Here is a 25,500-nt window from a genome sequence, read left to right on the forward strand (position 1 = left end):
ATTTATGTTTCATTTAAATTAGGTAATCTAAAGATTTACTGGTTTGCCTTAAACTTGATTTGCAACCCAATCCTTAAGTTCAGCGTGGATAAACCTATACTATTATTACAAGTTGCTGACTTCCTTAGCTAACACATTCCTTCAAAAACATTTACTTTTGTATCACATTGAATTACTATGAGTAAAAAGGGCAGAATTTTGGTCGCCATGAGTGGTGGAGTGGATAGTTCGGTAGCTGCAGTGATGTTACATGAACAGGGTTATGAAGTTATTGGCTTAACCATGAAGACATGGGATTACGCAACTTCCGGCAGCAGCAGTAAAGAAACTGGTTGCTGCAGCTTAGATAGCATCAATGATGCGCGTACCCTTGCCGTTAATTATGGATTTCCACATTATATATTAGATATCCGGGATGAATTTGGCGATTATGTTATCGACAATTTCGTTGATGAATACCTCGCTGGGCGCACACCAAATCCTTGTGTGCTTTGCAACACCCATATCAAATGGGAAGCTTTGTTAAAAAGAGCGAACAAGCTGGATTGTGAATTTATCGCAACGGGCCACTATGCTAACATCAGACAGCATGATAATGGGCGTTACGTGATATCTAAAGGTAAGGACGAAAACAAGGATCAGTCTTATGTGCTTTGGGGCGTTTCTCAGGAAAACCTCTCCAGAACGCAATTTCCTTTAGGGTCATTTGCTAAATCTGAAATCCGCCAGATGGCACTAGATATGGGACAGGAAGAACTGGCAAAGAAAAGTGAGAGTTACGAAATCTGTTTCGTGCCCGATAATGATTATCGCTCGTTCCTAAGACACAAAGTTGAGGATCTAGAGGATCGTGTAGCTGGAGGAAACTTTATTCTGAGCAATGGTATGGTTGTAGGGCAACATAAAGGTTATCCTTTTTACACCATCGGTCAACGTAAAGGACTTGGTATTGCCTTGGGCGAACCGATGTTCGTTACCCAGATCCTGCCTGAGAGCAATACAGTGGTTTTGGGTCGTGCTGACGAACTGGAACGGCGTGAGGCAATGGTCCGGAACGTGAATCTTTTGAAGTATGAAAGCATCAATGAGCCAATGGAAAATGTAATCACTAAAATCCGTTATAAAGATGCTGGTATGTTAAGTACCATTGTACAGGAAAAAGAAAAGATGCGGGTTGTGTTTGACCACTCCGTTTCTGCAATTGCGCCGGGACAGTCTGCAGTATTCTACGAAGGCAATGACCTTCTTGGTGGTGGCTTTCTGTGCTAGTACCGGATTTCAATTACCATTGAATAAGCATAAATAAAAAGGCCTGCAACGCTGATGTGTTGCAGGCCTTTCTTATGCATGGCTGTTTGTATTAAACTACAGCTTTGCCGTAATCTCCTCGCTAAGTGGCTTAACTTTCGAGCGGAAGCGATGAACCAATTTGCCGTTTTCATCAATGAGAAACTTCTCGAAGTTCCAGTTAATTTCTCCTTTAAAATCTGGATTCTCCTGGCTCGTCAGATAAGCGAATAAAGGATCAATATCACTGCCCTTAACACTCACCTTTTCACTTAACAAAAATGACACACCGAAGTTCGCTTCACAGAATTCTTTGATCTCTGCATTAGAGGCAAGCTCTTGGCCACCGAAATTGCCGGCTGGAAATCCAATTAACACGATTTCTTTGCCATATTGCTGATGTAGTTTTTCCAGCTCCTCATACTGCGGAGTAAAGCCGCACTTCGACGCCGTGTTTACGATAAGAATCTTCTTACCCTTAAATTTCGATAAGGAAATCTCCTTTCCATCTATGGTTTTCATTTTGAAATCATAAACGCTTTTTGGTGGGCTGAAGAACAGTCCGATGAGTACTAATAGTATATTCATTGCTTTTGTTTTTTTAGGTTAACAACATAGGTGGTGGCTCTGTTTCAGACTGAGAACGTAATGTAAAGATACAGGACAAATTACCATTAAATGAAGCCAGAATTTTGAATTCTGTTTTATTTATAGCTTTATTTGCAGAAAAACGTTCTGAATGGCGAAAAATTTATTGATAGTTGAGTCCCCTGCAAAAGCAAAAACCATAGAAGGATATTTAGGCAAAGATTTCCTGGTTAAGTCAAGTTACGGCCACATACGTGATCTAGTGAAAGGTGATATGGCAATAGACATCGAGAACAACTTCACCCAAACCTACGAAGTACCTGCTGACAAAAAGCAGGTCGTGGCGGAACTAAAGAAGCTAGCAAAGAACGCAGAAATGGTATGGCTCGCATCCGATGAGGACCGCGAGGGTGAGGCCATTTCATGGCATCTATTCGAAACCTTGAACCTTAAGGAAGACAAAACCAAAAGAATTGTATTTCATGAAATCACCAAACCTGCCATATTAAGAGCTATTGAAGCACCCCGAACCATCGACTATAATCTTGTCCATGCCCAACAAGCAAGGCGTGTACTTGATCGATTGGTCGGATTTGAACTTTCCCCTGTTTTATGGAAGAAAATCAAGCCTTCATTGTCTGCAGGACGGGTACAATCCGTAGCGGTACGGCTGATTGTTGATCGTGAACGTGAAATCAATAAATTTGCCGCTACTGCGGCGTTCAAAATATCCGCACAGTTCAGTAATGGTAACCCTAAGGAGATTGTGCGTGCAGAGCTACCTCAACGGTTTAGCCAGGAAAGTGAAGCGGAACAGTTCCTGAAGGACTGTATCGATGCAGAATTTAAAGTGGCTTCCCTGGAAACTAAACCAGCCAAAAGAAACCCGGCTGCGCCATTTACAACCTCTACCCTACAGCAGGAAGCGTCCAGAAAATTAGGTTATAGTGTTTCCAGAACGATGCAGATCGCACAGCGGTTGTACGAAAGTGGAAAGATCACCTATATGAGAACCGACTCTGTAAACTTATCAGAAACGGCGGTTCAGGCAGCAGCACAGGAGATCAAATCTGCCTATGGTGAAAAATATCACCAGCCAAGAGTTTATAAGACGAAGTCTGCAGGTGCACAGGAGGCGCATGAGGCCATAAGACCAACATACTTTGATCAACATACCGTTGCGGGTGATAGTTCCGAGCAGCGGCTGTATGAGCTGATATGGAAGCGCGCTATCGCCTCTCAGATGAGCGAAGCACTGTTTGAAAAAACCACCGCACAAATTGCAGTAAGCAGCAGACCTGAACATTTGATTGCGGAAGGCGAAGTCCTAAAGTTTGATGGTTTCCTTAAAGTATATCTCGAATCCAGTGATGATGAGGATAATGAAGAAGGTTCCAACAACAACATGTTGCCTCCAATCAGCAAAGGCCAAATCTTATCACTTCAGCAAATGAATGCCATTGAGCGTTTCTCCAGACCGCCGGCAAGATATACTGAAGCAAGCCTTGTAAAAAAGCTGGAGGAATTGGGTATCGGTAGACCTTCCACCTACGCTCCTACCATCTCCACCATTCAGAACCGTGGATACGTCGTTAAAGAAGACCGCGAAGGCCGCCAACGTACTTTCAATACCATAACCCTATCAAAAAATACACTTAGCAAACAGACCAAGACCGAAGTGACTGGCGCTGAAAAGTCGAAGTTATTTCCAACTGACATCGGCGAAGTCGTTAATGATTTCCTGGTCGAGCATTTTAAAGATATTGTAGATTTCAACTTCACAGCTTCAGTGGAAAAAGAGTTCGACGAAATTGCCCAAGGACTGAAGCAATGGACAAATATGCTTCACGCTTTTTACAAGCCATTTCACGAAGAAGTTCAGGTAACACTGGATACTGCAGATCGTGCGAATGGAGAACGCTTGTTGGGTGTAGATCCAGAAACTGGGAAGAACGTGTATGCGAAGGTCGGTAAGTTTGGGCCGCTTGTTCAGATCGGTCAATTGGATGATGAGGAAAAGCCTAGATATGCCAGCATATCCAAATCCCAAACCGTAGGTACCATTACCCTTGAAGAGGCACTCGAGCAGTTCAGACTACCCTTCCAGTTAGAAGACTACGAAGGCAAAGAGGTTTCTGTAGGTGTAGGCCGATTTGGGCCTTATGTAAAGTGGGGTGATGCTTATATATCTGTACCTAAAAATGAAGATCCTCTAACCATTGATTTTGAACGTGCAACAGAGATCATTCGTGAGAAGGTATCGGCGGATGCTCCGGTAGCGGAACATGAAGGCATGCCGGTTACAAAGGGTACCGGGCGCTTCGGACCATTTATCAAATGGAACAACCTTTTCATCAATGTACCCAAAGCCTACGATTTTGATAATCTGACTAAAAAAGACATCACTGAACTGATCCAAAAGAAAGTGGAGAAAGAAGCAAATCGCTTCATTCAGCAATGGCCGGAGGAAAAGATTGCGATTGAAAATGGTCGTTGGGGACCGTTCATCCGCTTCGGCAAGGAAATGCTGAAGCTTCGGAAAAACCCTGCCTCGAACGATAAATATACACCTGAGGAACTAGCCGCGCTTAGCCTTGAAGATGTTAAAGCCTTGATTAAGGAACAAGTGCCTAATGCATTTGAAAAGAAGGCAAAAGCAACCAAAAAAACCACAGACGCAAAACCTGGCGCAAAGAAAGTAGCGGCACCAAAAAAGGTGGCAGCGAAAAAGCCTGCAGCTAAGAAATAATCGAATTGCGAAGATGAAGAAGGACCTGCCACAGAATATAGTTGAAGATGTTGCCATAGCCGTTGTGCTCATGAACGATACCCCTGAACAAGCCAGCTGGAGCGTTTACCTGGTTAATTACAAGGGCGAGAAGCTGGAGCATGTGCTGGTAAGTTCAAAAGGTTATGGCGAGAAAGATGGGAAGATGGTGAAGACCTCTGTATTGAGGCACTCACTTCGGGACGTCGCTCCGCAGTCTTTCGCTGTGATTGAAGCCATCGACCCGGCAGTGTTCGGCCTGACGAACGAATACCTGCTTAGCTTCTACATCGATGGCACCATCTATGACAAGAAGTTTATCTTTCTGCCAGAAAGCATTGTCGACGCTAATCTGATGCACATTCCGCTGATCAATAAGCCTGGGGTGATGATCAAGTAAGATTACCCTTAAGAGTTTCCTTCCCGATGCAGTAGCGTTCTGGATGCGGCACCGAGGCTGATCAGGTAAAGTCCCGTAAACAGGCTGATAGAATAGATCAACGCCAGGCCCCCAATCGGCTCGGCGAATTTGTGATAGGCAAACAATCCCTCCCCAAACATATACAACAGTACACCAGCAAGTACCATCCAGAAGCTGTTTGAATTTACCCTCAGATTTCTAAAACACGCCATCATAAACATCAGACTGCTGGTAAACACACCAATCATCACGGGCAACTTCAAAATACCAAGATGAGCACGCATGGCAAGATAATACCCCAGGCTGAACAGAAATGCCAGTGTAATTGCAATTCTCGCGCCGCGCTTATCAAGTTCAGGTGCCGAGCGAAAGTCGAGGTAAAAAGCGCTTATAAAGAAGAGCTGTGGAAGCAGGAAGAACAACATGGAGGGAAATAAAACCTCATAGCGATTGCCGGTAAGCGCAAAATAACTGTAACCGACCAAGGTTACGAGCAAAGCTGAGCATATACGCTTATGGAATCTTCCTTTAAGTCTGGAACGCGTGAAAAGGAACACCAGCATTCCCGACAGCGCAGCAATGTTTAAGAAATCCATAAACCCAAAAGCACCTAATGAAAAGAGCCCGATCTGAAGAACGATAAAAAGAAGTATAGGAATTGCTAAGTTACGGACGCTAACTGCCATTGAAGCTGGTAAATTGCTGCATAAAAAAGTCAACCATGCTGTAGCACAATTGACCATTTATTTTGAAAGTTATATGATAACTTAGAAACTTCTTTCTCTGTTGTTGTTACGCTTGAAACCGCCGCCAGCATTTCCACTGTTACCTGGTTTTTCCTGCGCTTCAGCAACCTTAATACGGTTACCATTATAATCTCCGCCATTCATTCTTTTGATCGCTTCTCTTGCCTCATCATCATTCGGCATTTCTACGAAACCAAAACCACGACTCTGACCAGTCTCACGATCTTTGATAATCCTAAGTGACTTAACTGGACCAAAATCGCCGAATACGGCTGTTAATTCTTCTTCCCCTACTTCTAAAGGAAGTCCTGTAATAAATATCTTCATTAATGTTTAAAAATTTACACAAAGGTAATTAAATTAATGCGCTAAATTGCAATTCGATTGTAAGTTATCACAGTATTTTAAGCCCTTTTTCTTTAATAACTGGTTTACTATCTGATTAACTCAAGGTCGCCTCGAGTGTGATCTCTAAATTATATGCTTTACTCACCGGACAGTTTTCTTTTGCCCCCTTCGCAATCTCCTGAAACTGGTCTTCACTAATGTCCGGGATGCTTGCTGTCGTCACCAGGTGTGAACTGGTGATAACCCCATTGTCCAAAGACACCGTAGCCTTAGTTTCCAGGTTTGTTGGTGTAAAACCTGCCTCAGTAAGGTCAGCACTTAATTTCATCGTGAAACATCCAGCATGTGCCGCCGCCATTAGTTCCTCGGGGTTTGTACCCACGCCCTCCTCAAAGCGACTCTTAAATGAGTATTGCGTTTTGTTCAGGGTAGTACTTCCAGTGGTAATCGTTCCGCTACCTTCTTTTATAGTTCCGGTCCAAATTGCAGTTGCATTGCGTTTCATACGTTATCTTAATTTAAGTTTACTGACCATAGATAAACAGCTAAGATTATCAAAGGTTTTCTAATTATAAACTTTTTTAAACTATTTATCCTTCTTCCGGTTGCGGTTCAATTTGATCTTAATTTTCCCGTCTTCCCCATCCACAGCCACCAGATGAAGCACGATCCCGCTCATCCTGTTTTCGAGCTGCTCTTCCCTGGAGCTGCCAAGATCCTTCTTCGGATTTCGTAAGGGTACATCCATGGTGATGTTGGTGCCTTTATTCATCGCGTAAATACCAGCGACATCAAGATTCAGCACACTGGAACTAATCTTCATCGGTCTGATGTTGATCTTCTCTCCCCTTACATCCAGAGCACCGCCGAGATCACTGAAGGTAATATTGTTCAAATCCCGCAATGGGAAGGCGAACTTTCCGACATTGATCAGCGGCTGAAAATTCAACAAGGCACCATTCTTCAGATTGAAAGCAATGAGCCCGCTCAAAGAATTAGGCATCAGCACACCGCGATTGGAGATCCGCCCGTTTAACTTAACCTTTGAAAACAGATTCCCAGAAATGTTCTTATAAGTAATCGATTGAAGACCAAAATTATCAAAACCATAAAACAGGCTCTTTACATTGGCATTCGCGACGATCGCATCGATGGCAAACCGGGTGGCATCGCCGGTCTGATACAGGTTACCTGTTACGTTTATTGACCCATTTGCATGTTTAACCCGCGTATTTTTAATCTGAATACCTTGCTCCGACACATACAACTGCGCAGTTGCATCCGTAGCGAGAAACTTTTTGTAATAGATTTTGTCGACCGCTAAATTCAGGTTTACCTTGCTTTTATTGAAAACGTTGTTCAGATCTCTGCCAAAGGTACCTTTGCCTCTGCTCTTTACCTGAGTTACATTAGGCCGTGCATTTAAAAAGCCCAGGAATTCACCCAAATGAAGCTGAGGGCTTTTAACATTCCAGTTCAGCACAATTTTTTCCGGGGCAGTATAATAGAGGTTTAGAAAGTTCCGGATGCTTCCCTCCATCAACAAAACGCTTTTTCCACTCTGAAGTCGCAAATCACTAATAAACAAATCCGGCCCGGTAAATTTCAAGGATATCCCGGTGTTCTTGAATCGAAGGTTTCGAGGTTTATAGTTTACATCGGCATTCTTGATATTTACATAACCGGTGAAATATGGCTTGCGTAGCATCAGATCAACCAGATCTGCACTATAGGTCAAGTTCAGATCTGCCTGGCCACTGTTGAATTCCAATAACTCCTCCCCCACGATTGCATTCAGTTTAGCAATATCAAACCTGGAACGAACCACGCCCGTAGCTACTGGTGCCTTGAAGTTATTAATGAAGGCGGTATCTATGGTAAATGGGATCTTCTCATATGAACCCTTAAAGTTGTACAGCTTGATCGCTGAATTTTCATCACTTAAGCCTCTACCGGTAAAGAAGTTGTTGGTATACATGCCTCGAAAGCTACAGCTGTCCACGACACCGCCCGGTGTACGCAACACGTTGTTCTGCACATCAGCGATCACACTAATGTTCGGATCACCCCCCGGCCCCATATCGCCTACGATATCACATTTTACATCGATGGGGTTCTTCAGATTAAATTGATCAAGACGTTGTTTGATGTTCGGCGCCAGCAGTGCAGCTGCATTGCGCCAGCTGATCTGGTTCGCACGTATGTTTATTGCGAAAGCCGTAGGATCTTTGCTGGTGTTAAAGGTGGCACCAATAACAAAGTCATTTACCCCAATTTTCAACTTATTGGGCGCCACACGAATGATGGATTTCTCCTCGTCGAAACTTACGTCAAAAGGTCCAGTTAGACGCTGGTCCTTGATAAAGCTTCCTCTTCTCGTATTAAAAGCCAGCGAATTTACCATAACATCAAGGTCTAACCGGGCTTTCCATCCTTCTGAAGGATAATCTACCTTCCCTTCCAGCTTGGTCACGAGAAATTGAAAAAGCTTATTTCCTTTCTCATTGTTCACCACGAGTTTTACGTTCTTGAGCATCATTTTTTTGATCTCCGTGGAAGATTCAGATGATTGTGCTTCAGTTGCAGGCTTCTTTGCTTTTTTCCTGAAAACGGTCGTATTGGTGTATCCCGTCGAATCGGTGTACAAATAAGCGGAGGCATCAGCGATGTCAATTTTGTTAATCTCTACGGCCCCACGAAACAAGGCGAGGGAATTAACCGTAATCCGGATGTCTTTTGCTTGCAGCAAGGTGTGTTTATGCTCATTCCAACGTTTGTCTTTCAATTCAACGTTGTTAAGCCTGAGCGAGATGCCGGGAAGGCCACTAAGTAGTGTGGGTTCCATACTTCCGATTACAAGAAAACCATCCAGGTTCTTGTTAAGCTCCCTTGTAACCGAAGCAAGAATTGAAGCCTTATTGGAGCTGACATAAATGGCCAACGATATAAAGGCGACTATAAATAGGATAATTAAAACTAAAAGCGTTTTTAAAACAGTCTTAAACCAGTTCGGCATATATATCGATATAAATATCAATATAAGGTTTAAACGGTCAAATTGTTCTAAACAACAGGTACTTCAGTTCTTAATTTTAATGCATGTGAAGTTTGCGTTCTCAGCGTTTCCATCAGAACAGGATCCTCACTTAAGGTTTGACCATAAGAAGGAATCATCTGGCTAAGCTTTTTCTGCCATTCCGGTTTTGCAACATATTGTGGAAAGCAGCGTGTCATCAGCGTCAACATGATAGATACTGCAGTCGAAGCACCTGGAGAAGCCCCAAGAAGTGCGGCAATAGAGCCATCGGCAGCAGAAACGACTTCCGTACCGAATTCCAGAATACCGCCGTGTTTGTCATCCTTCTTGATCACCTGAACACGCTGACCAGCAGTTTCAAGTTCCCAGTCTTCCGCTTTCGCAGTAGGCAGATATTCACGCAAGGCCTGCAGGCGGTCGTCTTGCGACTGGCGCACCTGATTAATCAGGTATTTTGTAAGCGGGATGTTATCCAGACCTGCCGCGATCATCGGCATGATGTTATTCGGCTTAATAGATAGTGGTAAATCCAAAAGCGATCCGTTCTTCAAAAATCTTGTAGAGAATCCTGCATACGGGCCAAACAATAAAGCTTTTTTACCGTCGATCATACGAGTATCCAGGTGCGGTACCGACATCGGAGGTGCGCCTACAGATGCTTTGCCGTATACCTTAGCATTGTGTTGTTCAATGACTTCTGGATTGGTACATTTCAGCCACTGACCACTTACCGGGAAGCCGCCAAATCCGTTTCCTTCAGGTATGCCTGATTTTTCAAGTAAAGGCAATGAACCACCACCAGCGCCAATGAACACGAATTTTGCGTATACATTGCGTTTCTCGCCAGTAATCTCATCCTTAACACGAACCTGCCATAATCCATCCTTTTGCTTAAGCTTTTTAACCTCATGGCTAAAGTGCATCTCAACCTTATCTTGCTCCTGCAAGCGATTGAACATCATCCGGGTTAAAGAACCAAAGTTCACGTCAGTGCCAAGCGTCATACGTGTAGCAGCTACCGGCTCTGCAGGATTCCTGTCCTTCATTACCAGGGGCATCCACTCACGCAATTGTTCAGGATCTTCGGAATATTCCATTCCATGAAAAAGCGCGCATTTCTGCAATGCCTCGTAACGTGTTCTCAGAAATCTAACGTTTGCTTCACCCCACACAAAGCTCATGTGTGGAATGCTTCGGATAAAGTGTTCCGGTGAATCTACCAGTTTTGATCGAACCAGGTAGGACCAGAATTGTTTTGATACTTCAAAGGATTCAGCAATTGATACGGCTTTCGAGGTATCAACAGATCCATCAGGCTTCTGCGGTGTGTAGTTCAACTCGCAAAAAGCCGAGTGTCCGGTACCTGCATTATTCCAGGCATCAGAACTTTCCGCCGCAGCGACATCCAGTCTTTCAAAAATTTCAACCGTCAATCCTGGTTCAAGTTCCTTAAGCATTACACCTAAGGTTGCACTCATGATTCCGGCGCCGATTAATACAACATCTACAGTCTTATCAGATTTATTTTTAGTACGGGTCACAGTATTCTTTTTTGAGCAAATTTACAATAAAAACCAGGCCACAAAAACCATTGGTATGTAATTTTAGCTTTATAGAACAAGCGATCAGAGATTTTACACTTTTAATATTTAATTTATCCATTACATAACGCAATTAGCTTTTTTAGCTGTAATCTTGCAGATTCTTAGCGAAAAAAGAATTATTAAGCAAAATGGAAGTAAAAGATAGCAACGGAAATCTCCTTAAGGACGGAGATTCAGTCATTCTAATCAAGAGTTTACCGGTAAAAGGAACTTCTATCACCTTAAAAAAGGGAATGGTCATTGAAAATATCCGTCTTACCGACGATGATGCTGAAGTTGAATGCAAGGCAGAAAAAATGCGGGTGGTATTGAAGACTGCTTTTTTGAAAAAAGGCTAACCAATGGTGTTTATCCAGGTTAAGCATATTACTACTTTAACCTTCCTGCTGATTCTCTTTTCCGGAAGCCTCTTTTCCCAAACTACAAAGGTTTCAGGAACGGTCACAGAAGCTTCTACAGGTCGGCCTATGCCCTACGTAACCGTATCCCTTACTGGAACACCGGCAGCAACAAAGACAAACAACCAGGGCAAATACGAGATCGCCGGACCATCTACAGCAGCTAAAGTTCAATTTCACTATATTGGATATAAAAGCCTAAGTATCAATATCAAGCCTGGCACCGAGCAGGTCGTTAACATCCGCTTAGCTGAAGATACGCAAAGCCTTAACCAGGTAGACATTACTACCGCAAAACACGGGCGCTACCGTAATAAGGATAACCCGGCCGTGGAGCTCATCCAGAAGGTGATCGCGCATAAAGATCTTAACCGGATGGAAAACTTTCCGCAACTTAGTTATAGACATTATGACCGGTTACAGGTATCCTTAAGCAACCTCAACGCAAACTACCGGAACAAGAAGATCTTCCGAAACTACCAATATCTATTTCAAACACAAGATTCCAGTCGCATCGGCGGAAAGTTGTTGCTGCCGATTTACCTCCAGGAGAAGCTCAGTCAGAAATACCAGCACAAAAATCCAGACCTGGACAAAACTGTACTGTTGGCCAATAAGCAGGTTAAGTTCGACAGCCTTGTGATCGATAACCAGGGGCTCGCAAACTACCTGGAAAGAATGTATGAGGATGTAGATCTTTACGACAATAATATATTGATTGCAACGACCCAGTTTCTGAGTCCAATTGCATCCTTAGCACCCTCGTTCTATAAATTCTTTATTACAGACACCATAAACACCGCTACATCAAGGCTAATTGAATTATCCTTTATGCCAAGAAACCCTGCCGACCTACTACTGAATGGGAAGCTGTATATTGCGGATGACGGCAGCTATGCTTTAAGTAAAGCATTCATCACCATCAGCAACAAGGCGAACCTGAATTTCGTTCGCGGTGTGGAGCTTAGTCAGGAATTCAGTCAAATGCCGGATCGGAAATATTACCTGCATAAAAGCAATATGATCGTGGATTTTGGCATCAGCCAGCAAAGAGGCCGCGGATTTACCGGACAGCGAACGCAAGTGATCGATCAACTTGAAACCCAAATTCCTAACACGGACAGTGTTTTCTCCGGAAAAAAGCTCGCCGTAGCTCCCGGGGCGTATAATCGGTCGGATGTCTTTTGGTCTCAAAACCGCTTAGAGCAGGTACCCGATTCAACCTTAAAGATATACCGAAACATTGATTCTCTTGGGAAGAGTAAACCTTTCAAAAGAGTGATGACCGTTGCCGGCATTCTGTTCAATGGCTATTATAATGCCGGCTTGTTCGAAGTTGGTCCGATTTATACCTTTTACGGTTTCAACAGCTTAGAAGGTTTGAAGCTACGTCTTGGCGGACGAACAACCACGGCATTCAGCACACGGTACTTCCTGGAAGGTTATGTCGGTTATGGATTTAATGACGAACGCTGGAAAGGACTTGCAAGTGTTGCCTATTCACTGAACAATAAATCAATTTACACCTATCCACAGAGCTTCTTGCGTGCAAGCGTCCAGCGCGACACCTATGCGCCAGGCCGGGAACTAAGAGGCAATACCGAAGACGACTTTATATCCTCCTTCAGACGGGGTGTGAACAACCGCTTCTTGTACAACGACTTTTACAAATTCGAGTACGTGCAGGAATTTGAAAATAGATTCTCATTCAACCTGGGCTTCAGACGATGGACACAAAGGCCGGCGATGGCGCTACGATATTTCAACGGCAACAACGAAACCCTGGATGCAATTACAAGTACCGAATTCAACCTTTCCATGCGGTACGCCCCTCAGGAGAAGTTTTATCAGGGTAAACGCAGCCGGGTGGCGGTAAACAATAAATATCCGATCTTTAACCTCCGCTATGCAGCAGGGTTTAAAGGACTGCTTGGCGGCCAATATAGCTACCACAACCTTTCCGGCACCGTCGACAAGCGGTTCTATCTGTCCCAACTGGGCATCACGGATCTTAAAGTTGAAGGTGGCTACATATTCAACAAAGTACCCTATCCCCTGCTAGCCATCCACAAGGCCAATCAAAGTTATGCCTATCAGATCAATGCTTTCAACATGATGAACTTCCTGGAATTTGTAAGCGATCACTATGCGAGTATTAACATCGACCATGGTTTCGGTGGTTTTTTCCTCAACAAGATACCACTGATAAAACGTCTTCAACTGCGTGAGCATGCCTCCTTAAAAGCCGTATACGGTGGCGTTCGGGATGAAAACAATCCTGACCTCGACCGCTCCCTATTACAGTTTCAAACGAATACACTTGGGCAAAAAACAACCTACACTTTTGGCAATGTACCCTATGTAGAAGGTAGCGTTGGCTTGGGTAATGTTTTCAAGTTCCTACGACTGGATCTGGTAAGGCGTTTCAACTACCTTGATCATCCGGATGTGCCGAAATGGGGACTACGTGCGAAGTTTAAGGTCGACCTGTAACAGCTGATTACCCCTACTATTTTTCAGCCTTTTTTCCTGAACCACCTGTAATCGCTTCTCCGGCTTCAAGAATGATGTTACTTTCCGGCTGTTTCTTATGCTGTTCCATTCCTGTTGTACTAGAACTCATCCCATCAAGCATCGCTTTAGACAATAGGCCGAAGAAGGACATGTCTGGCGGACGATTGATGTTGATTGGGCCTTTCTTGAACTTCCCTCCCTTTGTAGGATTATCGTTCGGAAGCATCATGTTGCTCAGCGCGGAAACGAGCTTTCGCTCTTTAATTACGTCGTTTTCGTCATCCTTCTTTAATACGGCATATTTCATGTCCTGATAATAAAGATCGACCTTTCCCTTCGCATGCTGTTCATTAGCATCAATATGGAAGTACATTTTATTGATCATTCCAGACTTCACCGCCATCAGTGCATAGGGTCTGGCAAAGCGGTTCATTACCCTGGCGTCTACGGCGCCCATACGTGCAGTATAACTGAAAGCCCCATTGGGATCAGCCAGATTGAATTTCATATCAGCCTTAGTTGATGCTGCGCCCATCATCTTGTAGCGCATTGAGGCCGACATAAACTTATTTGCTGCAATCGCCTCCTTGTTGTTGGTGATGTTGTAGATCTCACCGACACAGTTATTGATATCCAGGCTGGAAAGTTTATCTGACTTCATCGCCAACACTTTAAAATAAGTATCAGCATTCCCGATGCGCATCGTATCAATGGTTAAATCAAATGCCAGCAGCTGTAACTGTTGGTTTGGATATGGGTTGGATCGCCGTTCGGGCAATCTCCGGGTATAGTTGTAGTTATTATAAACCTCTACCAGGCTGTATCCAACATCCATACGCCCAATATGCAGTTGCTGTTTTTCCAGTATTCGGTCCAGATCAATCCTGTGCATTGTCAGGTCTTTTTTCAAAATGTAAACCCGCTCCTTCGCATGTTTCGCCTTTTGATAGAAGGCCTTCCGGCTTAGCCTTGGTGTAAGCTCCAATCGTTTGATGGTAGCCTTTCTGCTATCCGGAAGAAAAGCGATGTCGTTTGCCTGAAGGTAATACAGGCTGTCACGCGTTGCCAGTCGGTAGGCTTTCACCCGAACAAGGGTACCTTTTTGCCCTGCGGAATCTCTTTCTTCGGCGGTAAGACCGGAAAGGTCTACATTGATGTTTTTGATTGCCGTGCGTTTCGGTTCATCATCGTTTTGATTAACATAGACAAAGGTTAGATTCCGCATTGATGTACTTTGAATATTTGACATCTTAAGCAGGCTTTCTACAAGCGAAAACAAACGACCAGGCTTCTCCTCTGCCCGCGAGTTGTTGTACGTTTGAAGCTTGTTATGAACCCGGATATCTGCACTGTCTATCAGCATACGTGCCATATTCATGCGCATGCCCTGCTGTCCACGAGCGATCTTTAAGCCAGACATTACCATCGTGCCTACATTCATATGGAGCACGTTATTGGGAGCACGATTTGCTTTAACAAGCCTTGCAAGTACAGCACTGTCGGGAATCAGTTTAAAATCGTTGATCCTCCCCGTTCCGGAATCCAGGTTGATGTCAAACCTGGAAAATGAGACGCGGTACAAGCTGTCGCTTGCTTCAATAATCATATCTACAAACGTTTCACTTAGCTTGCGTTCCACCTTAGAATTCGGCTTCGATAGATCATCTTTCACATATCTCCATCCCAAATAGCCTCCTAAGCCCAAGAACAAAAGTATGCCCAAAACCCAGTATGCGGTTTTCTTGCTCGATTGCGTCATAATACCTTGATTTACAAGAGCTGTATCAAAGTTTAATCCACAGCAAAACAAAACTCCTCTATATTGAAGATCAGGTAATTACCTATCGTAGATATCAAAGAAGCGGGCGTATATGAGGCTAAATCTTTGCGATGCGTTTCCCCAGCAACCAGAATAAATAACTAAATATCGGTGCAGCAAGGATGTCGGCCGTATAATGCACACGCTGAACCATGAGTAATACGGCAAGCACAGCAGTAGCAGCAAAAGCAAGATACTTTTCCCATTTCTGCTCCAGGCAAAGTGCAATGAGGAATAAAGTGGCAGTATGGCCCGAAAAGAACAGATCTTTGGTGATCAGTTCGGTGCCATAGAAGAATACAGAAAAGGGATCTTCCAGATGCAGAATACCGATCGGCGGTTCAAGTGGAATTAGATAAATAGTGATCATCCGACCGAGACACAGAAATATGTAGGCCCACAACCCGGTAATGCAAAAGACAGTTTTTTCAACCATACGCCAGATCATCAATGCCATGAAAGGATAAAGCATCAGAAATATGTAGGGAGAAACATCGCTGACCGGAAATGCGTTAAGCACCCAGTCGTTGAGTATTATACCTTCGCGAACTTGTATGTAGAGGAAGAAGTCGGGGACAAACACCAGTATTCCGGCGAGGATAATTAAGCCTGAAATTAGCTTAACACGAAAAGCAGGGTACTCCCAGGCACGTTGCCAGGAGATCGAGTCATATTGCATTAATTCTGGAAGTCATATAGATATAAGCAACAAATATATGCTTTGCTTCTTACCTTTTAAGTCAAAGTCAATGTTGAATATCACAGTTGACCGATTCTGACAATCCCGTGGCCCGAACTGTACCTAAACAATACGGCTTCATGCTTGTTGAATTAATAAAAAACAGAACCTATGGAAAATATCGAAAATAATGACCAGCACCAACCAAAGGAGGGCCAGCAGATTACGGATGATAATCAAAAACCGGCAGAGCAAGTTGAACAATCAGACAACATTATCGGAGATGTTCATCCAACTGAAAGAAGCGATACCTTTCAGGAGCAAAATAATGCAGAAATAGAGAACCAGTCTGATGCAAGTGAAATCTCAGGTGAAAACCTGTAAACTTAAACGAACGCCATAATCATATGGCGTTTTTTTTTTGCAAAAAGGGCTAAAAAAAAGAAAGGGTTGCTCCATCCAGACGCATCCCTTTTCTAACCAAATATAAACCTGTATGAACGGGTTTTCCTTTAAGTCCTGATGTAATGATTGATGATCAATGCAGCACCAGGGTTTGTAATTTCAAATTCTTAAGGTTGTTTTTACCTTGTTTGCTGATACAAATATAGTAGGTTTTTCTTAGTGTACAAAATACACTAAGAAAAAATTTAAAAAAAAATTTAGTCCCGCCGAAAGTTGCGGATAATCATGCGTTTACGAATTCAGTTCTCTACTGTTAATTTTTTGCAGATAAGCTTTTGGTCATTTATTAATCTACCTAAACAATCATTTAACGTTTTTTAACTTAGCGATAAGCTGGAAATTTAAATATTTGCCTGTAGCATTTACCGGGCTTGCTGCGTATTAAAAGCAGCTACTCGAGAATACATTTTTAAACAAAAAAAAACAGATGAAGATTTTTACCAAGCTTTACCCGAACAAGATCAGCCAGATTGCGGCTATTCTATTGCTTACTGCGTTTGCATTATCCTTTAGCTCCTGCTCGAAGAATGAAACAGAAATCCCTTCAATTTCAGGATTGATGGTCGTCAATGCTGCTCCAAATTATGGTACTTACAATGTGTATATCAATAATACGAGCGCACCGGTCAACACGAAAGGTGCTCTACCCTTCCTTGGCTCTATCTCACCGTATTTCAATATCACGCCGGGGGCAAATGCATTAAAATTTACCACGGCCAGCAGTGTCGAGAGTGTTTACACCGAAACGACTAACCTGGAAGCAGATAAGGCTTATACCTATTTTCTAATCAACGATGTACCAAACCTTTCAGGTCTACTGCTTCAAGACGATCTATCGCTTAATTCAGCGGAGAAGGCCTTTGTGAGGTTCGTCAATGTATCACCTAATGCGGGAAATCTAGACCTTGCTATTGACAGCGGCTCCACACTCGTGGCAGACAAAGCGTTCAAGGCAGCTAGTGAATTTATGAGTATTGATCCTAAACCATACAATTTAGTGATTAAAAGTAAGTCAACCGGGCAGGTTTTAGCAACGCTAAAAAATGTGATACTTACCGCTGGAAAGATGTACAGCATCGTCGCTGCGGGGATGTCAAACCCGACTGAAATTCAGCAGCCATTGAAATTACAGGTGATTACCAACCGGTAAAATTTGAATCTTCCAGCACATTAACGAAGCCTCATCATGCCCTCTAACCGGTGTTGATCCAGCTATAGGCGGTTCAACCCCGGTTAGAGGGCGGCTGGAGGGCGGGTTAAGGGCGGGTCAACGCCATTGCAGGCCCATCACCTGGAACATAAAAGCCCATTTATCAGCGATCTCGGCGACTACCTTATCCATAGGCTTGCCTGCACCATGTCCGGCGTTTGTTTCGATCCTGATTAATACTGGTGCCTCCGCAGATTGTACCTGCTGCAGTCTGGCGATAAATTTGAAACTATGTGCCGGGACAACGCGATCATCATGGTCACCGGTTGTGACGAAAGTTGCTGGATAAGCAACACCTTCCTTCAGGGCATGCAGCGGACTATATTGATACAGGTATTCGAACATCTCTTTAGAATCAGACGCTGTGCCGTAGTCATAGCTCCATCCTGCGCCTGCAGTAAACTGATGATATCGCAACATATCTAACACACCCACTGCTGGTAAGGCCACTTTGAAGAGTTCCGGCCGCTGTGCCATGGTCGCAGCAACCAACAGCCCGCCATTTGAGCCACCCATGCTGGCCAGGTAATCCGAAGAAGTGTACTGCCCGGCAATCAGGTATTCCGCCGCCGAGATAAAATCATCAAAAACATGCTGCTTGTTCATCTTAGTACCGGCGAGATGCCAATCGTCGCCATACTCGCCCCCACCTCTCAGGTTGGCCACCGCATAAACCGCTCCCTGTTCCAAAAGCACGACAATTGAATTACTGAAGGCAGGTGTCAGATTAACATTGAAGCCACCATAACCATACACCACCGTTGGATTTTTGCCGTTCCGCTCCAATCCCTTTTTATGTGTAATGATCATTGGAACCCTAGTTCCATCCTTAGAAGTATAGAACACCTGGTTTGATTCATAACCCGAGGGGTCAAAGTCTACACCAGACTTCCGGTAGAGTTCGGACTGTCCGGTAAGCACATTGTAGCTGAAAATCGTAGCTGGAAAAATATAGGAAGTGAAGGTATAATATAGCGTCCTCTCCTCTTTTTTGCTATGAAAACCGACTGCGGTACCTGGCCCCGGAAGTTCAATTTCCTTTTCCAGAATACCATCCAGGCTATACTGCTGTACCATAGAAATGGCATCCTTTAAATAGTTAGCGAAGATTTTTCCAGCTCCGGTGGATGGTGTCAGTACGTTTTCCGTCTCAGGAATCAGCTCCTGCCAATGCTCAGGACCTGGCTGCTGTGGATCAACGGTGACGATACGACCGTTAGCCGCATCAAGATTTGTATAGATGTATAGTTTACCATTTTCATGAAGAAGCACTTCATGGTTTTTCTCTAGATTGTCAATGACCGTTACAATCGCAGCTTCCGGCTGAGACAGGTCTTTAATGTAAAGTTCATTTCCGGAGGTGGTGTTCGCTGCAGAGATTACCAGATACCGCTCATCTTCTGTTACCCCAGCACCAATATATCTCCGCTGAACCTGATCTCCAAAAACCAGCTGATCCTCCTCTTGCGTTTTACCCAATTCATGAAAATACAGCTTATGTTGGTCCGTTCTCGCAGAAAGCTGACTTCCATCCCTCGGCTGCTCGTAAGTACTATAATAAAATCCAGTGTTGCCATACCAGGCGATACCGGAGAATTTCACATTGTGTATGACATCACCCGTCGGCTGCTTCGTTTCCGTATCGATGACCACAACCCTGGTCCAATCGGATCCGCCTTTGGAAATCCGGTAGGCGGCTAAACTGCCATCTTTAGAAAAACTAATGCCTGCAAGAGCATCACTCGCATCTGCAGAAAAGGTATTAGGATCAAGAAATACCTCGGCTTCTTCATCAGCTGAGCGCTGTCTGAAAAGCACACTCTGGTTCTGCAAACCTGTATTCCTGTAAAAATAAGTGTATTTACCTTCTTTAAAGGGCTGGGAGAATTTTTCGTAGTCCATCAATTTGAACAACCGCTCCTGGATTGCTGCCCGAAAAGGAATCTTGTCGAGGTAATCGTTTGTACATTTATTCTGCTCAATTACCCAGGCCTTTGTTTCTTCGGATTGATCATCTTCGAGCCAACGAAAAGGATCGCTGACTTCCGTACCGAAATAAACATCTTTAACATCAACCGATCGAGTGAATGGATACTTCATAAAAGTTTAGGGTTAAATTTAGGTGAAATTATGCTTCAGCAACTTCAAGCGTTTTCTTATGCTTAAAGAACAGTTTGGACACCGGAATAAGCATCAACCCGCATATGCCGAAGATTACGAAAGATACCCGAAGGTTAAATGCATGTGCCAGGTAACCGATTAAGGGTGGCCCTAGCAGCATGCCAGTGATCGAGTAGGTTGCGATGATGGACACAGCCATCCCTGGTGAATACTTCCGGGATGCACCTGCAAGCGCATAGGACATTGGAATAACGGCGGCAGTACCGAAACCCACGAGTGAGAAACCGATCATGGCCGTCCAAAAAGTTGGAATAATCACCGCCATGGCGATACCAGTAACCACGCATAAAGCACTCATGACATAGGTGTTCGGCATTCCGATGATGGCAATGATCTTGTCGGACAAAAACCGCGAAGCGGCCATAAATGTCATAAAGATCAAATATCCGTAAGTAAAAATTTCAACGTGCAGGATCTGCTGGAAATAAATTCCACTCCAGTCGAACATGCCCCCTTCACATATCGCCGAGAGAAAAGCCACCACGCCCAAATAAAATATGTAGGGATCCGGCTTACCTAAGATGATCTTGTTCCCTTTTTCCGCGCGGTCATTTTTCAACAGATACTGGTACGATACTAGGGTCAGTATCAGCGCGACAACACCAACCATGATGAAGTGCGTCTGTATCGAAGTGCCAAGGTTCAACATCAATGTCGAGAACAGGATACCAAAAATGCCCCCAGTGCTCCAGAAGCCATGAAAGGATCCCATGATCTTATGCTCATAAAACTTTTGCAGGGAAATGGCCTGTGTATTTACTGAAATGTTGTAGATCCGGGTGGTGAAGGAGAACAACAAAACTGCTACTACCAGGGTAAATACATTATGTGAAAAGCCAATCAGCGCGAGGGCAAAGGTGTTCAACGCAAAGCCAATAATTAATGGTACCCTACTATTGTATTTCGATACCAGCCAGCCGGAGATCGGCAGTCCAAGTAAGGAACCAATTGGCATAGCAAGCAAAATAGAACCGAGTTCTGCATCATTAAGATCGAAGGCCATTTTGATGGTGGGAATCCTCGAGGCCCAGGTGGAGAAACTAAATCCAGAGAGAAAAAAGAACAAACTGAGGAATATACGCTGGGTAGTTTTAGAAATCATGGGGCAAATTTATCAATTTTTGTTTCCTGTCAATTTTTATACCTATTTATGTGCCCTTTATGATTTAAGCCAAACAGAAGGGGTAAATTTTTACTTGTAAGAAGCAAATTAACTGGCAATGGAAAAGAATATGAATATTGGATTTATTGGACTGGGGAATATGGGTGTACCAATGGTGAGAAATCTGATCAAAGCGGGTTACGAAGTAAAGGTTTACAACCGGAATGAAAGTAAGGCAAAAGATTTCGCTACCGAGCAGGGCATTCAGGCTGTGGCAGCGCCTGCCGATCTACTGCCGGATGCAGATGTCATCATCAGCATGCTTAGTGATAACAATGCCGTTAAGGGCGTATATACCGGTGAAAAAGGCATCTTTAAAGCCCGTCCTGAAAAAGATCTTGTTGTTATCGATATGAGCACGGTTGCACCTGAAACCAGCAGGCAGCTTGCCAGTGAGGCAGCGGCTGCTGGCATAGACTATGTCGATGCACCGGTATCCGGAAGTGTTAAACCTGCTACCGATGCGCAGCTGGTGATCATGGCAGGTGGAAAAGCCGAGGTCTTCGAGAAGATCAAACCAATACTGCTGGCACTCGGCAAGTCGGCAACCCTTTTGGGCGATCATGGATCAGGCAACGTTGCCAAGCTCGCCATTAACCTGTTTCTCGGCATCACCATGCAGGGGCTTTCGGAATCCGTAGTCTTTGCAGCGCAACATGGCATTGAACCGGCAGCCTTACTCCCGCTGATCAATGAAAGTGCCGTTGGAAGTGGCATTACGAAGATCAAAACCACAAACATTGTGAACCGTGATTTCAGTCCGGCATTTGCGTTGAAGCTGCTGCGTAAAGACATCAGACTGGCAGAAGACCTAGGGCTACAATCCCCTGCTGGACTGACATTGGCACATACGCTCCAAGCTGCTATCGAAAGTGGATTTGGCGAAGAAGATATGGTGGCCATCTTTAAGCAGGTTGAACAAGGCCATAATAAATAATTATCTTTGCAGCATGATAGCAATCGGACAATACAATGATCTAAGGATTTCGGGTAAAACAGAAAAGGGACTGATCTTAACAGACGGCGATAAAGAAGCCTTATTAAACTATACGGAGGTTCCTGCAAACTTTGAAATTGGCGACATCATCAATGTTTTCGTGTACATCCATAAAGATGGAAGTTTGGTGGCCACTACCCGTCGCCCCTTAGCCTGTGTTGGCGATTTCGCGTATCTGAGTGTAGTTGACGAGGCTGGCGACGGCGTATTTATGGATCTTGGCATTGGCAAGGATGTTTATGTACCTCAGCGGGAACAAAAACGTCCCATGTTTAAAGGTGATAAGCATGTCGTTTATGTATATCTGGATGAAAGTAATGACCGGATGTTGGCTTCGTCGCGCCTAACGAACTTTGTGGAGGAAGAGGATATAGATCTGGAAGAAGGTGATGAAGTGAGTTTGTTGATTGTAGATCGCTCTGACCTCGGCTTCAATGCTATTATTGACAATAGATATATCGGGCTGCTATATGCAAATGAACTGTTTGATGAGCTGCAACCTGGAGAAGTAAGGAAAGGCTGGATAAAGAAAATTCGTGTGGAAGGAAAGATTGACCTGAGCCTGCAGCCAATGGGTTATAGCCATATCCTGGATTCCAAAGACATCATTTATAAAGAACTTAAGGAAAGTGGCGGCATCATTCATCTTGGAGACAAAAGCTCACCGGATGACATCTACCATAGATTTAAGATCAGTAAGAATGCTTTTAAGAAAACCATTGGCGCACTGTACAAAGAACGACTGATCACGATTTCAGATCATGAGATCAAAATAGCCGTCGACGACACCGCAGAGTAATTAAACATTTTTGAAAACAGATTGGGTAAAGTGTTGTTAATCATTAATAAAACAAACGATTATGAAATACGACAAAATGTTATCCAAATGCGTTTCTCAGGAGTCAGATTCTTCTAAGGCTATAGTTGCACTGCTAACCGGCCTTGCGGTTGGTGCAGTGTTAGGTGTATTATTCGCGCCAAGCAGTGGAGAAGAAACCAGAACGCTGATCTCTGACAAGGCGAATGACCTGACCGGAGATTTGAAGGAGAAATATCAATCTGTAAAGGAAAAGATCGTTGCGGGAAAAGATGATCTGACCGATCTTAAAGATCGTACAGTTGAGCGCGTGAAATCAAAAGCGAGTGACTTAAACCAGGAGTTTAAGGCCTATAAGGAAGATGCAAAAGCAGATATCAAACAGGCATCTGATGATTTAAACGATAGTGTACAAAATGCATAAATAGTATCACAATTTTGATTAGCCGGTTCCGACCGGCTTTTTTTTGCGCTGAGATTTGCTATTTTCGCAATACATGATACCTATTAACTCTAAGCTACCCGGTACAGCCAATACCATCTTCTCTGTAATGACGAAATTAGCAGAAGAAAATCAGGCAATAAACCTGTCTCAAGGATTTCCAGACTTTGATACGGATCCGAAACTCATTGCAATGGTGACCGACTATATGCAAAAGGGCTATAATCAATACGCCCCAATGGCGGGTGTACCCGCATTGAGGTCGCTGGTAGCTGAAAAAACCAATCGTCTATATCAGTCAGACTACAACTCGGATACAGAAGTAACCATTACCGCTGGCGGCACGCAAGCTTTATTCTCTGCCATTGCTGCCTGCATCAACCCTGGTGATGAGGTCATTATATTTGAGCCAGCATACGACAGTTATGCTGCTGCAATAAGGATGCATGGCGGATTGGTTAAGACTTACGAGATGGTACCGCTGGATTATGGAATTGACTGGGATATTGTGAAGCGGCTCTTCAGTGCGAACACGAAGATGATCATTCTGAATAGTCCGAACAATCCGACCGGCAGTGTGCTGTCTGACAATGACATGCAGTGTTTGATCAAACTAACCAGGGGTACCGACGTATTGATTTTGAGTGATGAGGTATATGAGCATATTATTTACGACGGCTTAAAACACCTGAGTATCGCGGCATATCCGGAGTTAAAAGAACGAAGTTTCCTGGTTGGTTCTTTCGGAAAGGTCCTGCATGCTACAGGCTGGAAAGCTGGATATTGTCTGGCACCGGAAAACCTGATGCGCGAGTTTAGGAAGGTACACCAGTTTAGTGTGTTCAGTGTGCATACACCTGTGCAATATGCAATTGCTGAATACCTGCAAGATGAATCAAAATATCTTGATCTGGCAGGCTTCTTTCAGGAAAAGCGGGATCACTTCAGGGCGCTGATGAGTCAAACACGCTTTAATTTATTACCTTGTAAAGGATCTTACTTCCAATGCGTGACCTTCGACCATCTTAGCGAGGAAACAGATGTCGAACTTGCAACCAGGCTGGTAAAAGATTACGGCGTTGCCAGCGTACCGGTTTCGGCATTCTTCATCAGGAACACGGATCACCATGCTCTACGTTTCTGCTTCGCAAAAAAGAAAGAAACACTTGAGCAGGCGGTAGAAAAATTAATGCACTTCTAATTAAACATTGTAAATGGAAAATCCTGATTACTTAAGCATAAACAACCTAAAAGTCACAGTTTTCCAGGCCTACCTTTTCTGGGAGAATACCGACAAGAACTTGCAGAACTTGTCCCTTCGCCTGAACTTGGGGGTTAAAGAAAAAACAGATCTCATCGTTCTACCGGAGATGTTTAACACCGGCTTCAGCATGAATGCCGCCGCGCTTGCGGAAAGCATGGACGGAAAAACAATGACCTGGTTAAAAGATACGGCAAAGCGCTACGATTGCGTGGTTACAGGCAGCCTGATCATTTCAGAGGAAGGAAAATTCTATAACCGTATGATCTGGATGATGCCCGACGGCAATTTCGAGAAGTACGACAAACACCATCTTTTTAGCCTCGCTGAGGAAGATAAAAGCTATACGGCAGGTCAGGATCAGGTGATCGTTGACCTGAAAGGTTGGAAAATCCGGTTGGCCATATGTTATGACCTTCGTTTTCCGGTCTGGCTCCGCAATAAGGATGCAGCGTATGACATCCTACTGGTAATTGCAAGTTGGCCGGATAAACGTGCAGGACATTGGAAGGCACTGATACCAGCAAGGGCAATTGAAAATCAGTGCTACGTCATTGCGGTGAACCGGGTGGGTCACGACGGTAATGAGATCTATCATAGTGGGCATTCGATGTGCCTGGATGCAAATGGCGGAACCGTGTACTACAAGCCTGAAGATGAAGACCTTTACACCTTTAGCATCACCTACCCTGAGCTGGTAAAAAACAGACGCAGCTTTCCATTTTTAAGAGATGCTGATGCATTTGAACTTAAATAA

The 25,500-nt window shown here is 44.0% G+C and carries 22 protein-coding genes; 12 read left to right on the forward strand and 10 right to left on the reverse strand.

Annotated elements, in window-relative coordinates:
• Window positions 1-177 precede the first annotated feature (177 nt).
• Entirely contained in the window at window positions 178-1,269 is a 1,092-nt protein-coding gene (gene mnmA / locus AC5WJX_RS13555) for a tRNA 2-thiouridine(34) synthase MnmA (protein WP_440429557.1), read from the forward strand.
• A gap of 96 nt (window positions 1,270-1,365) precedes the next feature.
• Here mnmA and AC5WJX_RS13560 read toward each other — a convergent pair whose 3' ends face one another.
• Entirely contained in the window at window positions 1,366-1,875 is a 510-nt protein-coding gene (locus tag AC5WJX_RS13560) for a glutathione peroxidase (protein ID WP_494484941.1), read from the reverse strand.
• A 151-nt stretch (window positions 1,876-2,026) separates the two neighbouring features.
• On the opposite strand from AC5WJX_RS13560, the gene topA reads away from it, so the two are divergent.
• On the forward strand, window positions 2,027-4,624 hold the full coding sequence (gene topA, locus AC5WJX_RS13565; protein WP_494484942.1) for a type I DNA topoisomerase: 2,598 nt from the start codon (window positions 2,027-2,029) through the stop codon (window positions 4,622-4,624).
• A gap of 13 nt (window positions 4,625-4,637) precedes the next feature.
• Window positions 4,638-5,042, forward strand: coding sequence for a hypothetical protein (locus AC5WJX_RS13570; protein ID WP_440429561.1), 405 nt, complete (start codon window positions 4,638-4,640; stop codon window positions 5,040-5,042).
• A gap of 8 nt (window positions 5,043-5,050) precedes the next feature.
• On the opposite strand, the gene AC5WJX_RS13575 is transcribed toward AC5WJX_RS13570, so the two are convergent.
• From AC5WJX_RS13575 to AC5WJX_RS13595, 5 genes are all read right to left on the reverse strand, one after another.
• Entirely contained in the window at window positions 5,051-5,749 is a 699-nt protein-coding gene (locus AC5WJX_RS13575; protein ID WP_494484943.1) for a lysoplasmalogenase family protein, read from the reverse strand.
• 81 nt (window positions 5,750-5,830) lie between these two features.
• Window positions 5,831-6,136 (reverse strand): RNA recognition motif domain-containing protein, encoded by a 306-nt coding sequence (locus AC5WJX_RS13580; protein ID WP_440429563.1) that lies wholly within the window; start codon window positions 6,134-6,136, stop codon window positions 5,831-5,833.
• A gap of 115 nt (window positions 6,137-6,251) precedes the next feature.
• Complete coding sequence (locus AC5WJX_RS13585; RefSeq protein ID WP_494484944.1) at window positions 6,252-6,662, reverse strand: OsmC family peroxiredoxin; 411 nt, start codon at window positions 6,660-6,662, stop codon at window positions 6,252-6,254.
• Between the two features lie 81 nt (window positions 6,663-6,743).
• Window positions 6,744-9,173: an AsmA family protein gene (locus tag AC5WJX_RS13590; RefSeq protein ID WP_494484945.1), complete on the reverse strand. Its 2,430-nt coding sequence runs from the start codon at window positions 9,171-9,173 to the stop codon at window positions 6,744-6,746.
• Between the two features lie 47 nt (window positions 9,174-9,220).
• On the reverse strand, window positions 9,221-10,735 hold the full coding sequence (locus AC5WJX_RS13595; protein WP_440429566.1) for a malate:quinone oxidoreductase: 1,515 nt from the start codon (window positions 10,733-10,735) through the stop codon (window positions 9,221-9,223).
• Window positions 10,736-10,926: 191 nt separating this feature from the next.
• Here AC5WJX_RS13595 and AC5WJX_RS13600 point away from each other — a divergent pair, with 191 nt between their 5' ends.
• Together AC5WJX_RS13600 and AC5WJX_RS13605 are read left to right on the forward strand one after the other, a co-directional pair.
• Entirely contained in the window at window positions 10,927-11,136 is a 210-nt protein-coding gene (locus AC5WJX_RS13600) for a PhnA domain-containing protein (RefSeq protein ID WP_494484946.1), read from the forward strand.
• Between the two features lie 3 nt (window positions 11,137-11,139).
• Complete coding sequence (locus AC5WJX_RS13605; protein WP_494484947.1) at window positions 11,140-13,689, forward strand: DUF5686 and carboxypeptidase-like regulatory domain-containing protein; 2,550 nt, start codon at window positions 11,140-11,142, stop codon at window positions 13,687-13,689.
• Between the two features lie 16 nt (window positions 13,690-13,705).
• Here the strand turns inward: AC5WJX_RS13605 and AC5WJX_RS13610 are convergent, their stop codons facing one another.
• Window positions 13,706-15,469: a hypothetical protein gene (locus AC5WJX_RS13610; RefSeq protein WP_494484948.1), complete on the reverse strand. Its 1,764-nt coding sequence runs from the start codon at window positions 15,467-15,469 to the stop codon at window positions 13,706-13,708.
• 118 nt (window positions 15,470-15,587) lie between these two features.
• Window positions 15,588-16,208: a phosphatase PAP2-related protein gene (locus AC5WJX_RS13615; RefSeq protein ID WP_494484949.1), complete on the reverse strand. Its 621-nt coding sequence runs from the start codon at window positions 16,206-16,208 to the stop codon at window positions 15,588-15,590.
• Between the two features lie 171 nt (window positions 16,209-16,379).
• Between AC5WJX_RS13615 and AC5WJX_RS13620 the strand changes: the two genes are divergently transcribed.
• Both AC5WJX_RS13620 and AC5WJX_RS13625 read left to right on the forward strand, forming a co-directional pair.
• Window positions 16,380-16,592, forward strand: a complete 213-nt coding sequence (locus AC5WJX_RS13620) for a hypothetical protein (protein ID WP_494484950.1) — start codon at window positions 16,380-16,382, stop codon at window positions 16,590-16,592.
• A gap of 508 nt (window positions 16,593-17,100) precedes the next feature.
• Window positions 17,101-17,823, forward strand: coding sequence for a DUF4397 domain-containing protein (locus tag AC5WJX_RS13625; protein ID WP_494484951.1), 723 nt, complete (start codon window positions 17,101-17,103; stop codon window positions 17,821-17,823).
• Window positions 17,824-17,940: 117 nt separating this feature from the next.
• Here the strand turns inward: AC5WJX_RS13625 and AC5WJX_RS13630 are convergent, their stop codons facing one another.
• On the reverse strand, window positions 17,941-19,983 hold the full coding sequence (locus AC5WJX_RS13630) for a prolyl oligopeptidase family serine peptidase (RefSeq protein ID WP_494484952.1): 2,043 nt from the start codon (window positions 19,981-19,983) through the stop codon (window positions 17,941-17,943).
• A gap of 28 nt (window positions 19,984-20,011) precedes the next feature.
• Window positions 20,012-21,166, reverse strand: a complete 1,155-nt coding sequence (locus AC5WJX_RS13635) for an MFS transporter (protein WP_494484953.1) — start codon at window positions 21,164-21,166, stop codon at window positions 20,012-20,014.
• A gap of 118 nt (window positions 21,167-21,284) precedes the next feature.
• On the opposite strand from AC5WJX_RS13635, the gene AC5WJX_RS13640 reads away from it, so the two are divergent.
• The 5 genes from AC5WJX_RS13640 (at window position 21,285) to AC5WJX_RS13660 (ending at window position 25,500) form a co-directional block, all read left to right on the forward strand.
• Complete coding sequence (locus tag AC5WJX_RS13640; RefSeq protein ID WP_494484954.1) at window positions 21,285-22,163, forward strand: NAD(P)-dependent oxidoreductase; 879 nt, start codon at window positions 21,285-21,287, stop codon at window positions 22,161-22,163.
• A gap of 13 nt (window positions 22,164-22,176) precedes the next feature.
• Window positions 22,177-23,022, forward strand: coding sequence for a CvfB family protein (locus AC5WJX_RS13645; protein WP_440429577.1), 846 nt, complete (start codon window positions 22,177-22,179; stop codon window positions 23,020-23,022).
• A 61-nt stretch (window positions 23,023-23,083) separates the two neighbouring features.
• Complete coding sequence (locus tag AC5WJX_RS13650; protein WP_494484955.1) at window positions 23,084-23,464, forward strand: YtxH domain-containing protein; 381 nt, start codon at window positions 23,084-23,086, stop codon at window positions 23,462-23,464.
• 73 nt (window positions 23,465-23,537) lie between these two features.
• Window positions 23,538-24,683: a methionine aminotransferase gene (locus AC5WJX_RS13655; protein ID WP_494484956.1), complete on the forward strand. Its 1,146-nt coding sequence runs from the start codon at window positions 23,538-23,540 to the stop codon at window positions 24,681-24,683.
• Between the two features lie 13 nt (window positions 24,684-24,696).
• Window positions 24,697-25,500: a nitrilase family protein gene (locus tag AC5WJX_RS13660; protein WP_494484957.1), complete on the forward strand. Its 804-nt coding sequence runs from the start codon at window positions 24,697-24,699 to the stop codon at window positions 25,498-25,500.

The sequence above is a fragment of the Pedobacter sp. NEAU-ZC8 genome, from assembly GCF_059278965.1.